The sequence below is a fragment of the Streptomyces sp. CB01580 genome (assembly GCF_001905795.1).
Lineage (GTDB): Bacteria > Actinomycetota > Actinomycetes > Streptomycetales > Streptomycetaceae > Streptomyces.
Map to the genome: position 1 here is coordinate 25047 of NZ_LIXJ01000028.1, position 11756 is coordinate 36802.

The 11756-nt window shown below is 71.2% G+C and carries 7 protein-coding genes; all 7 read right to left on the reverse strand.

Going from position 1 to position 11756, the window contains the following annotated elements; all coding sequences use genetic code 11:
- Positions 1 to 17 precede the first annotated feature (17 nt).
- The 7 genes from AMK22_RS29975 to AMK22_RS30005 are packed head-to-tail and all read right to left on the reverse strand — an operon-like array spanning position 18 to position 11734.
- A complete protein-coding gene (locus AMK22_RS29975) occupies positions 18 to 842 on the reverse strand; it encodes an SDR family oxidoreductase (protein ID WP_073790165.1) in 825 nt (274 codons plus the stop codon).
- Entirely contained in the window at positions 833 to 1558 is a 726-nt protein-coding gene (locus AMK22_RS29980) for a thioesterase II family protein (protein WP_073790167.1), read from the reverse strand. The genes AMK22_RS29975 and AMK22_RS29980 overlap by 10 nt, the downstream gene beginning before the upstream one ends.
- 16 nt (positions 1559 to 1574) lie before the next feature.
- On the reverse strand, positions 1575 to 3113 hold the full coding sequence (locus AMK22_RS29985) for a condensation domain-containing protein (protein WP_242434181.1): 1539 nt from the start codon (positions 3111 to 3113) through the stop codon (positions 1575 to 1577).
- 44 nt (positions 3114 to 3157) lie between these two features.
- Positions 3158 to 3394 carry an MbtH family NRPS accessory protein gene (locus AMK22_RS29990; protein WP_079186466.1) on the reverse strand — a complete coding sequence of 79 codons (237 nt, stop codon included), beginning with the start codon at positions 3392 to 3394 and terminating at the stop codon, positions 3158 to 3160.
- On the reverse strand, positions 3391 to 5016 hold the full coding sequence (locus AMK22_RS29995) for an ATP-binding cassette domain-containing protein (RefSeq protein ID WP_073790173.1): 1626 nt from the start codon (positions 5014 to 5016) through the stop codon (positions 3391 to 3393). The genes AMK22_RS29990 and AMK22_RS29995 overlap by 4 nt, the downstream gene beginning before the upstream one ends.
- On the reverse strand, positions 5016 to 6755 hold the full coding sequence (locus tag AMK22_RS30000) for an ABC transporter ATP-binding protein (protein WP_073790175.1): 1740 nt from the start codon (positions 6753 to 6755) through the stop codon (positions 5016 to 5018). Before AMK22_RS30000 ends, AMK22_RS29995 begins: the two co-directional genes overlap by 1 nt.
- The gene (locus AMK22_RS30005) at positions 6752 to 11734 is read right to left on the reverse strand and encodes a non-ribosomal peptide synthetase (protein ID WP_073790177.1); all 4983 of its coding nucleotides are present in this window, start codon (positions 11732 to 11734) and stop codon (positions 6752 to 6754) included. Before AMK22_RS30005 ends, AMK22_RS30000 begins: the two co-directional genes overlap by 4 nt.
- Positions 11735 to 11756: the final 22 nt, after the last annotated feature.

An 11756-nucleotide genomic window follows, 5' to 3' on the forward strand; every position in this document is an offset into this window, starting at 1 on the left:
GGCTTCCTCGGTTCGTGTCAGCGAGCGGTGAATCCACCGTCGACGGTGAGCACCGCGCCGGTGACCTGAAGAGCGTCGTCGCCAGCGAGCCAGACGGCCGCGGCGGCGACGTCATCCGGTTCGATCAGGGCGTTCATCGGCTGCGCCTGGAGGAAAGCCGCCTCGTGCTCGGCGACGGGGACCTCCAGCGATCGGGCGATCTCGGAGAGCATGCGGCCCTCCACCGTGCTGTCGTCGCGGACCGAGCCCGGACAGATGGCGTTGACGCGCACCTTCATGGGGGCGAAGTCGAGTGCTGCCGCCTTCGTCAGCCCGACGAGTCCGTGTTTGGCGGCCACATAGCCCGCGAAGTGCCGATAGCCGACCGTGCCGGCCGTCGAGGCGACATTGATGATGCTGCCGCGGCGGCGCTCCAGCATGGGCCCGGCCACCAGGCGTGTCATGCGCCAGGCGCCGGACAGGTCGACATCGAGCATGAGGTTCCACTCGGCTTCGGCGATCTCGTGCGCAGCCTTGCCCGAAGGGGCGGCGATACCGGCGTTGTTGACGAGCACGTCAATTGTGCCGAAGCGGTCGACAGCCTGCGCGTACGCCCGCTCCAGGGCCTCGGCATCCCGTACGTCGGCGGTGAGGGCCAGCGCAGCGGCTCCGTGCTCCCGGCACAGTTCGGCGGTGTGCTCCAGCTGACCGGATGTCCCAAGGGGGTAGGGCACGCCCGGGAGGTCGGCGCAGATGTCGAGCAGCACCAGGTCGGCGCCCTCGCGGGCGAAGGCGGTGGCACAGGCCCGGCCCAGGCCGCGCGCCGCTCCGGTGATCAAGGCGGTGGTGCCGCTCAGACGCATGCGCCACCGTCCTCGACCGTGGCCAGCTCGGCCTCCAGCAGCTGTACGCAGTGGTCGGCGGCGCCCGCCAGATACATGTGGCCGCCCTCGGTCTCCATCTGCCGGAAGCCGCGGCTGGTCGCCTCGCGCCACTGCGCCACTTCGGCGGCGGAGACCAGTTCGTCCCGGTCCCCTCGGATGGCCGTGATGGGGACGGGAAGCGGCGTGCGGTCGGGCGGGGAGACGTAGCTCTCGTGCATCTCCACGTCGGCGCGCAGGGTCGGCAGCAGCAGCTCCCGCAGGGCGGGGCTGTCGAGCGCGGGATGGTCGTAGCCCGCGAATTTGCGTACCTGGCACAGGAATTCGTCGTCGGGCAGTCCAGAGGCACGATCGCGGCGGCCCGCCCACGGCGCCGGGGAGCCGCTGACGATGAGCCGGACCACTTCGCTGCGGCCCTCCTCGACCAGACGGTGTGCCAGCTCGAAGGCCAGTACGGCGCCGAGGCTGTGGCCGTACAGCGCCAGGCGCCCACCCCGGGGTGTCGCCTCGGTGACCCTGGGCAGCAGGTCCGCTGCGGCCTCGCACGCGTCGACGTGCGGCGGCTCGACGAACAGCTCCTCGCGACCGGGTAGTTGGAGGGGAAGGATCTCGATGTGCCGGGCGACGGCGGTCCACGAGCGGTAGAACGCGGCTCCCGCACCGGCGAACGGCAAGGTGATCACAGTGATGGGTTGCATGCGTCCGGGCGCTCTCTCAGTCGATCGCCGCAGTGGCGAGGGGAAGGGCCGGGGAGTCGGGCTGGGTCGCGAGCCGCTCCGCGGCGCGCAGCAGGGCCTCCCCCAGGCGCTGTGCGAACCCCTCGCCGTAGCGGGCCGTGTCGGCGGTGACGTCGAATCCCAGGCCCAGGCCGCGCGGGTCGTTGATCAGCTCCACCCGCACCGGGAGGCTGGTGTGGTCGTACATGTCCTCCTCCACCCCCACGAGGCCGGAGGCGAGGAGGTCGTCGCGCAGGTGGAAGTGGACATAGCTCAGGGCGACCTCGAACGGGTCACCGCCAACGGCTTCCCTGATCTGTGCGTAGGGGAAGCGGCGGTAGGGCAGCAGCTCGTGCTCGGCGGCCAGAGCGCCTCGGGCGGCCTCCTGCCAGCTGAGGCCGGCGAGTTCGAGCCGGAGCGGGAGGTGGTTGAGGAAGAGCCCGATGGTCAGGTCCCCGCCCTCGGTCTCCGGCCTGCCGTTGACGGAGAGGCCGACCACGGGGGCCGGGACCTGCCACACCTCGGCCACCGCCGCGCAGTGGACGGCCACGGCCAGGCTCTTCATCGGAACGCCCCAGTGGCGCGCAAGCTCCTCCCACCGCTGTGCGATCGCATGCGGGACAGGCATCGAGCGCTTGTCGTGGACGGCCTCCGCGGAGTGGCGCGCCGCCGCGGTGCCGTCGTACCTCGTGACGAAGAAGTCCCGCGCCCGAGGGTCGGCGGCGGCCTCCCGCTCCAGCCGTACGTACTCCTCGTAGCGGGCGGGCCGCGGCAGCGAGACCTCCTCGCCGCGCAGCAGGCCCGCGTACAGACGAACCAGTTCGGAGACGAAGACGGACTCGCTCCAGCCGTCCATGATCGCGTGGTGGAAGGCGTACGAGAGCCGGAACGCGCTGTCCCGGTCCGGAAGTCCGGCCGCGTGCACCCGGATCAGCGGCCCGCTCTCCGGGTCGAACGGTTGGCCGAGATCGGTGAGTGAGGGGCTCAGCCGCAGCACGGCGGCTCTCGACACGACGGCCACCGGGACGTCGAACCCCGTCAGGTCGAAGCGGGTGCGCAGCCCGGGGTGGCGTTGTGCCATGGTCTCCAGCGCCTGTTCCAGCAGGGCCGTGTCCAGCGGCAGCTGGATGTCCCTGGCGACGGAGTCGACGTAGACCGTGCCCCGGGACACCAGACTCTCGTAGATCATTCCGAGCTGAAGGCGGGTCGCGGGGACCGCGGACTCGGCGTCCGCGGGCAGATTCTCCCGGTCCTCGGGCCCCAACAGGTTCCATTCCTGCGGCAGGTCGCCGAGCGGCTGTTCGGCGGCGCTCGACGCACCGGCCGGGGACAGTCCCGCACACGCGCCGCGCAGCGTCGGGTTCCTGAAGAGCTGTACCAGGGTGAGCGGGAGGCCTCTGGCCTCGGCCTCCGTCACCACCTTCAGGGCGAGCAGGGAGTCACCGCCCAGGGAGTAGAAGTCGTCGTCGGGGCGGACGTCCTGTGCGCCGAGGACGTCCTTCCACACCTGCGCCAGCAGCAACTCGGCTTCTGTCATGGGGTGTTCACCTTTCTGGGTGCCTCGTGACCAGGGCTCGGGGCTCATGACTCTTCATGGGTTCGTCCAGGGGGCGACGGGCGTGTTCGGGATGTGGTGGGGGGCGGTGTGCCCGGGCCGCCCTCCTGCGGCCTCAGCTCCGTCCATACGCGGGCGATGTGGTCAAGGCACTCCTCGCGTGTGCCGGTGAGGCCGGTGGCGCGCCAGCCGTCGGGCAGCCTCTTGGCGGATCGCCACACGGAGTGCCGTCCCGCACCGTCGGTCACGACGTGGTGAGTCATGCGCCCACCCGTGCCCGGTCGAGGCGGACGACCTGGTCGGCTGCGGCCAGCAGATCAGGGTTGTGGGACACCACGATCCACACGGCCGGCCGCAGCCGGGGCAGATCGGCCCACATACGGCGTGCGGTCTCCCCGTCGAGTGAGGAGTCGCAGTCGTCGACGACATAGACGTCGGCGGGGCGGCAGAGCATTCGGGCCAGGGCCAGCCGCTGGCGCTGGCCGCCGGACAGCCCGCTGGCGTCTCCCGAGCCGATCCGGGTGTCCAGTCCGTCGGGCAGTTCGGTGGATCCCGGCTCCAGACACACCGCGCGCAGGGTCTCCTCCAGACTGTCCCGGTCCACTGCGGCGCCACCGAGCAGCAGGTTGTCGCGGGCGGTGCCCTGGATGAAGCGCGCCGACTGACGGGCGTAGGAGGCCCGCGGCGCCTGCCACCACCCGGCGTCGCCCGTCACGTCCCGGCCGTTCCACAGGACCCGGCCCTCGGCGTCGGGCGTCAGCGCGAGCAGGGCGTGCAGGAACGCGCTCTTGCCGGTGCCCACTTCGCCGGTGACGGCGACCAGTGTGCCCGGGGTGGCGGTGAAGGACACCGGACCGAACCGCCCGTCGCACGCCAGTTGTTCCACCCGCAGTTCGGTGAGGCGGGGCGCGTCCTCGGGCACGGGCGCGGGTTCGCCGTCGGCGAGCTCCCGCAGCCGGTCGTACGAGACGCGGCCCTGCTCGGCGCGGGCCATCGCCCGGCCGAAGAAGAACACCTGCTCGCTCAGCCAGCTGGTGTACGTCAGGAACAGTGCCAGCTCGCCGACGGTGAACTCGCCGGCGGCCATACGGGTCGCCGTTACCATCAGCACGATGGCCGTACCGAAGGTCACCATGTTCTGGAAGAGACCCGAGAGGAAGTCCGAGGCAACCTGCTGGCGTGCCTGGACCTTGCGGCGCTCGGTGAACTGGCCGGACAGGTCCTCCACGCGGTGGTGCACAGTGTTGGCGAGCCGGACGTCACGGATGCCGCTCAGCAGGTCGGTGAAGGCCCCCGCTATCCGCCCCTGCCGCTCCCTGGTCTCCTCCTGGAGGGTGCCGATCCTGCGCTTGAGCGTCGTACTCAACCACACCGCACCGACGAGGGGCAGCAGTGAGAGGGTCACCACCACATCGGTGCTCAGCAGCACGCCCAGCGCGATGAACAGCAGCACGGTGCGGTAGAACAGGTCTGCGGTCCACCCCAGGAATTCGGCGATCTCATCGGTGTCCTCACGGATCCGGTTGAGCTGGTCGCCTTCCTTCAGCCGCGGTCCTCGGGCCCGGGAACGGCCCACGAGCCGGGACAGCACCGAGGTCTTGAGATGGGCGCTCACGCGGAAGATGAGGGTGAAGTCGAGGCCGAGACCGCCCACCAGAACGAGGGCGCGGGCCGCCATGGTGGCGACCACCAGGCCCAGGAGCCACCATGTGGAGCTCGCGGTGGGGGCGCCGGCAGCCTCGTCGAGGAGCGCCTGGACCCCCACGCCGACCAGTAGGGGCAGGCCGTGAATCATCGTCCATACGACGGTGCTGCTCAGGTAGAGCCCTTTGTACCGGCCACCGGCATGCAGCAGGAAGCGCGAGAACGCGGTCTTGAACGTCATCACGAGAACACCCCCGAGTTCATTCCCCGAGCGGCGCCGGGGCTGTTGGGGCCGCCGGGGCGGCACGCAACGACCGCTCCGTCGGCCATCTCCACGATCTGGTCGGCGTTCTCCAGGGTGGCGAGCCGGTGCGCGACCATCAGCACCGTCCGGTCCTTGCAGGCCTGTTCGACCACCCGGGTCCAGGTCCGTTCGGTAGCGGCGTCCAGCCGCGAGGTCCCCTCGTCGATGACGAGCAGCGAAGAGGGACGGACGAGCGCACGCGCCCCGGCGAGCAGTTGTGCCTCGCCCTCCGACACCGTGCGTCCGGCGGCGCCGACCATGGTGTCCAGCCCCTCGGGCAGGGCGCGGACCCAGTCACCGGCGCCGAGACCGTCGAGGACCTCCCAGATCCGGCTGTCGGGCACGGGGGTGCCGAAGAGCGTCAGGTTGTCCCTGATCGATGCGGAGAACAGGTGGGAGTGCTGGCTGAGCACGGAGATCCGGGACGCCATCTCCTCGGGGTGGATACGGGATGCCTCCACGTCTGCGATGAGCACCCGGCCCTGTTGCGGCGTGCCCAGTCCGCACAGCAGGTTGACCAGTGTGCTCTTGCCCGCGCCGGTACGGCCCACGATGCCGGTCACCTGCCCTGGCCGGGCCTCGAAGGTCACCTCGCTCAGCACAGGCGCATCCGTGGTGTAACCGAAGGTGACGCCGTCGAACCGGACGGCCAAAGGGCCCTCGGGCAAGCGCTCGTACCCGGCCTCCTCCACCGCGCCACAGGGCTGCGGCTCGGCCAGCGTGCGTGCGGCGATCGCCAGCGAGGCCAGCATCCGCTGCACCTGGTCCATCTGGGAGGAGAGGTCCTCCAGCGGTTCGCTGAGGCGCTCGACATAGAGATAGATCATGGCCAGGGTGCCCACGCTGATGCTGCCGACGCCCAGGGCGCGCAGCCCGAAGGCGAAGCTGATACCGAAGCTGACAGCGAAGAAGAGCTGGGTGCACGGCCAGAAGGCGCGCCCCCCGATGTAGGCCCGGCGCTCGCGCACCAGCAGATCCGCGAGCAGCCCCCGCGCCTTGCTGGTGACCCACGGGGCCTCGCCGAGCGGCAGCAGGTCGTCGCGCGCGGCCAGCGCGTCGCCGATGAATCCGAACGCCTCGGCCTTCTTGGCGCGGGCGGTCTGCCAGCGGCGTACGGCGAGCCGGGTGAGCTTCGCCAGGACGAGCGTGATGATGACGAGCAGCACGGCGACACCTGCGCCCGCAGCGGGCGCGATGGTGAAGATGATCACCACCGTGCCGAGGGCCAGCGCGAGATTGCCCATCACCCGGAACCCGGCCTCGGCAAGCGCCTCACCGATCACGTCCGCGTTGCCCTCGACCGATTCGAGGACCTCGCCCGCGGACCGGCGCTCCACCTCGAGCACCGGTCGGTCGACCACGACCTTGCGCAGCAGCCGACGGCGGATCGTATCGGCCACGCCCCAGCCGGAGCGCGCGGCGAGATAGCCCGCCAGCAGATTCGCGCCGACGCCTACGGCCGCGATCCCCAGATAGATCAGGGCCAACCGCATCAGCTCATCGACGGAATCACTGCCCGACGCCCCGTCGACGTAGGCACGGATGACCAAAGGGCCCGCCAGATCGCAGACGAGAGCCACCGCGAGGATCGCGAAGCCCCCGACGACGGTGCGTCTGGCCGAACCGATGGCGTCCCACAACAGACGCAGACCGCCCGTGGATTTCTCCGACGTCATTTCCCGTTCTCTCGTAGAGCCTGCATGTAGAAAGCGGCCAGTTCCCGCACCCTGTCCTCCGGCAGGGCCTGGTCGCTGAACTGCCAGCGGACCTTCAGCCGACTGTTGGTGATGGAGGCGTTGATGTCCAGGAGGTGGGCGCGGGGCGCGGCGGCCGGCTTCCACTGCCCGGTGTCCTCGGTGCCCACCGTGTCCAGGTGTTCGAGCTCGCCGTCGAAGTCGTAGCGCACCAAGGGAACGGGCAGGGCCGCCAGTTCTGCGCGCGTCGCAGGGTCCGGATGCAGATGGCGCAGCGCCTCGAAACCGAGACCGCGCTGCGGGACGTCTCCCAGCCGCCGGGCCACCGCCTCACGGTGGGCGGCCGGCCCCCGGTCGCCGGGCAACGGCAGCAGCAGCGGGTAGGACGTGGTGAACCAGCCGACGGTACGGCCGAGTTCCAGGTCGGCGAACAGGTCCTCGCGGCCGTGACCGCCCAGTTCGATCAGCAGGTCGCCGCACTCCGCACCCAGCCATCGGCCGCCCGCTGCGCCGAAGTCGGCCAGCAGGCAGGCGAACAGGGGCTGTTGGGTGCTTCTGCTGTGCGCCACGTAGCGGCGGGTCTCCTCGTGGTCGAGTTCCGTCCACACCGCCCGCGCACTCGCTTCGGTGCCGCGGTCGTCGGTGGCCGACCACGACAGCCGACCTGCTCCGGCCAGCGTCCGCCAGTGGGTGAGCCCCAGGCTCTCCGGGGCCCGGCGCACATGCGCGGCAAGGCGTGACGCCCAGGAGTAGTAGGACGCTCCGGGCTCCTCCAGGGCGGCGGGCGCCTCACCGCTCAACAGGCGGTTCAGATCCTCGGCGAGCACGTTCCATGAGTAGAGATCGACCACCGCGTGATGCACCACGAGAAGCAACTGGTCCGCTGCCGCGCCGGGCGTCCGGAACAGGGCCGCGCGCACGACGGGCCCGCGGTGGAGATCGAGCGAGGTGTGCAGGCCGTTCGCGATCGTGCCCCTCCTCCGCGCGGCCTCCTCGGGGGCGTACCCGCTCAGATCGTGGACCGTCAGGGGCACATCGGCGTCCTCGGCGGGCCCCTGCAGCAGGCCGCGCGGGGTGCGCACGAACCGCGCGCGCAGCGCGGAGTGCCGCCGCAGGAGGCCGTGCAGCACGCTCGCGATCCGTTCCCGGCTGTCCCCCGACGTCACGTCGAAGAGCACGCCGTGGTTCCAGTGGTGGTGATCGGGCAGGTCGCGGGCGAAGAAGGCGTACTGGGTGGGCGTCAGGGGGTGCAGGGACTCGACGGCCGGGGCGTCCAGGGACGCGGATCCGGTCTGCTCGGTCAGGGAGCCGCGCCAGCGGGTGAGCAGGTCGTCCAGTTCACCGTGATCGTGCCTGCCCGGCACGTATTCGACGTCCACGGTCAGGGCGCCGTCCACGACGAAGGCGTTCACCTCCAGCTCGCAGGGGCGGTGACCGCGTGGCGAGCGTCTGGTGCCCAGGTCCTCCACGACGGTGAACAGACCGTCCTCCTCCGATTCGTCCAGTCGGCCAAGGTAGTTGAAGCTGACGGCATGGGCCGTACCGAAGCCGGGGCGGGCTCCGTCGATCGCCGCGGCCGCGTCCGCCCAGGACAGGTCCGGTGCGACGGGCAGCGCCACCGTGTCGAGCACGGTGAACCACCCGACCGTACGCGTCACGTCCAGGACCGCGTCGGCCTCCGCGCGGCCGTGACGCTCCACCTCGACGAGGAGTGTCCCGGAGGGGTGGACGTGCGACAGGGCCCGGCCCAGCCCGGCGAGCAGAGCGGCGGGCACACCGCTCTCGCTCTCGCGTGCGGCCCTGCGCACCAGCCGGGTGGTCTCCTGCGGGCTCAGGGTGAACCGGGCATGGGCCCGGTCGCCGTACACATTGGCCACCAGGGGGTCCGTGGCGAGCGCGGGTACGGGCGGCGGGCCCTGGGGCACGGCCGGCTGTGCCGCCGCCGGCGGCCCGGCCTGCGCGAGGTGACGGGCCCAGGCGAAGTAGCCCCCGCTGCACGGGCCGAGCCCGTCCGCCGCGCCACCGTGCCGGTACAGGATCTCCAGTTCGGACAGCAGGACGTCCCAGGAGACCTGGTCCACCACCAGATGGTGGGCGGTCAGGAGGAGCCGGTGCCCGTCGAGGAGCGCGGCGCGCAGCAGCGGCCCCTCGCTCACGGACAGCGAGGCATGGGCCGCATCCGCGGTCTCCTCGGCCGGACGGTCCACGGCACGCCACAGCAGATCCTGCGGCACCTCCGACATGACCTGCCGCAACTCGCCGTCGACCCGGGCGAACCGGACGCGCAGCTGGTCGTGGCGCTCCACGAGCCGCCGCAGCGCACGCTCCAGGACTTCGGGGTCCAGTGGCTCCTCGCCTGCCAGTACGTACGACTGGTTCCAGTGGTCGGGATCGATGAAGTCCTGTGTGAAGAACCAGCGCTGAATGGGAGTCAGTGGCGCATCGGCTCCCTCGGGCTCGGCCGTGTGCACGGCCTCCTCGTCCTTGGCGAGGCGCGCGAGCTCCTCAACCGTGCGATGGGTGTAGAAGTGCTTCGGGCGCAGCGCGATGCCCTGCCGCACTGCCTCCTGCACGATCCGGATGCTGACGATCGAGTCACCGCCGAGCAGGAAGAAGTCGTCCCGGATGCCGACGGGCACCTTCAGCGCCTTCTCCCACAGGGCGCAGAGCGTCTTCTCGGCCTCGGTACGGGGTGCGGGGCTGCCCTGGTGCCGCCCCGCCGCCGCGGGAGCCCGCTCCGTGTGCGCGAGGGCACCGAGTGCCTTGCGGTCCACTTTGCCGTTGCGGGTGAGCGGCAGGTCGCCGAGGCACACGACGTCCGAAGGGACCATGTAGGCGGGCAGTCGCTCGGCGGCGAAACCGGTTACTTCCCGGGCGAGTTCGTCCGGTTCTGCCCGGTGCGGGGTGGCCACGAACGCGACGAGCCGCTCCGCGGCGCCCTGGCGGGCCACCTCCACCGCGACCGCCGTGACGTCGGGGTGCGTCTCCAAGGTGCGTTCGATCTCGCTGAGCTCCACCCGTCGGCCGCGCAGCTTGACCTGGGTGTCCTGGCGCCCCAGGCACTCCAGTGTCCCGTCGTTGCGCCATCTGCCGCGGTCGCCCGTGCGGTACATGCGGGCGCCCGGGCACGGGCTGTGCGGGTCGGGGAGAAAGGCGTCGGCCGTACGCCGGGCGTCGCCGAAGTAGCCGCGACCGACCGAGACACCGCCGACATGGATCTCGCCGACCACGCCCACCGGCACCGGTTCCAGATCCCGGTCCAGTACGTAGACCCGGGCATGCGGCAGCGGACGGCCCACCGAGGTGTGGGAGCCGGCTGCCGGGTCCACCGCTCCTTGGGTGACATCGTCCGTGCACTCCGCGGGGCCGTAGGCGTTGAGCAGCGGGACCGTGGGCATCGACCGGGTCCATCGACGCGCCAGTTCGACGCCGAGCACCTCTCCCGTGGAGATCACCCCGCGGAGCCGCTCGCGCAGGGCGCGGGCTTTGGCGGGTTGCTCGTCGAGGTGGTCGAGCACCAGCGCGATCATCGTCGGCACGAGCTCCAGGTACTCGAAGCCGTGCAGCACCGACAGCTCCACCAGAGCGACGGGATCCCTGACCGTCTCCTCCCCCACGACGCACACGGTGGCCCCGGCCGTCAGGGCGCTGAACATCTGCCACACCGAGATGTCGAAGGACACCGGCGCGGTCTGCGGCAGCTCCGCTCCGGGGCGCAGCGCGCAGTCCGCCGCGCGGAACGCCATCAGTGCCAGGAACGAACCATGCTCGATACAGGCGCCCTTGGGCAGGCCCGTGGAGCCCGAGGTGTAGATCACATACGCGAGGTCCGAGGGGGCCGGAGGGGGCCCGAGCAGCTCCGGCACCTGCTCCGGGGTGCAGGTGAACGACCGTGCACGCTCGGCCAGTTCCTCCGTCCTGAGCACGGTTCGGGACGGGTCGTGCGCCGTGTCCTGCGCGCTGACCAGTACGCGGACCCCGGACAGCAGTTGCTGTCGGCGCAATTCGGGCAGCGTGTGGTCCACCGGCATGTAGGAGCCGCCGGAGAAGAGAATGCCGACCGCCATCACCAGGTACCAGGCGTCCCGGGGGCCGCTCAGCGCCACCGGCATGTCCGGGCCGACACCCGCCTCCCGCAGTTCCAGGGCGATGGCCGTGGCGTAGCGGCACAGCTGGCCGTACGTGAACGAGTGGCTGCCGTCGTGCACGGCGACCGCGTCGGGGTGCGCGCGGGCACGGGCCAGCAACAGGTCTCGGTAGGCCGGTCCGGGCGCGGGCGGCTGTTCGCTGTTGAAGTCCTCCAGGATTCGGTGACGGCTGTCCTTGCCGAGCAGGCCGATGTCGGCGAGCGCACGACCGGGCTCGGACAGCCCGGCCCGCATCGCCATGACCACGCCGGTGGCCAGATCCTCGATGTCCACGCCGAGCCGTACGTCGCAGGACACCACGACACTGCCGGCGTCGAGGCCGATCGCAATGCCTTGCCGGGCGCCGGCATCCCCGACGACGATCTGCAGAGGGCTGTCGGGCACGTGGACCCCTGCGCCCTCGGCCGGTGCGTGATCGCATGCCTCGGCGACGGCCTCGCGCACCCTGCCGAGCCACTGCGCGAAGCCGAGATCGGTGTCGACTTCGAGGAGAACGGGCAGCCCGGTGCCGAAGGGCGCGCCGAGGCGGACCGCCACCGTGGGGCCCGCGCCGAAACGGCTCAGCACCAGTGCGGTGGCGGCGGCCAGCACCGTCCACGCCAGTTCGGGGCTGCCGCCGGTGATCTCCTCCAGGCGCGCCACGGTGGCGTCGGGAAGGTCCGCTCGGGCCCTCGCGCCGCGGTCGCTGCGAGCCGGACCGTCGGGAGCGAGATAGGCATCGGCGAGCGCCGACTCGGCGTCGCGCAGGGCGTCCGTGCGTTCCAACCAGAAGTCCCGTACGGCGAGGGGACCCTGGGCAAGGGTAGGTGCCATCGTCCTTCCGTCTCAGAAGTCA

Bases quoted from the DNA above. Each gene is read 5' to 3' on its own strand.
- AMK22_RS29990 (WP_079186466.1), bottom strand. From the start codon at position 3,394: ATGACTCACCACGTCGTGACCGACGGTGCGGGACGGCACTCCGTGTGG.
- AMK22_RS30000 (WP_073790175.1), bottom strand. From the start codon at position 6,755: ATGACGTCGGAGAAATCCACGGGCGGTCTGCGTCTGTTGTGGGACGCC.
- AMK22_RS29995 (WP_073790173.1), bottom strand. From the start codon at position 5,016: ATGACGTTCAAGACCGCGTTCTCGCGCTTCCTGCTGCATGCCGGTGGC.
- AMK22_RS30005 (WP_073790177.1), bottom strand. From the start codon at position 11,734: ATGGCACCTACCCTTGCCCAGGGTCCCCTCGCCGTACGGGACTTCTGG.
- AMK22_RS29980 (WP_073790167.1), bottom strand. From the start codon at position 1,558: ATGCAACCCATCACTGTGATCACCTTGCCGTTCGCCGGTGCGGGAGCC.
- AMK22_RS29975 (WP_073790165.1), bottom strand. From the start codon at position 842: ATGCGTCTGAGCGGCACCACCGCCTTGATCACCGGAGCGGCGCGCGGC.
- AMK22_RS29985 (WP_242434181.1), bottom strand. From the start codon at position 3,113: ATGACAGAAGCCGAGTTGCTGCTGGCGCAGGTGTGGAAGGACGTCCTC.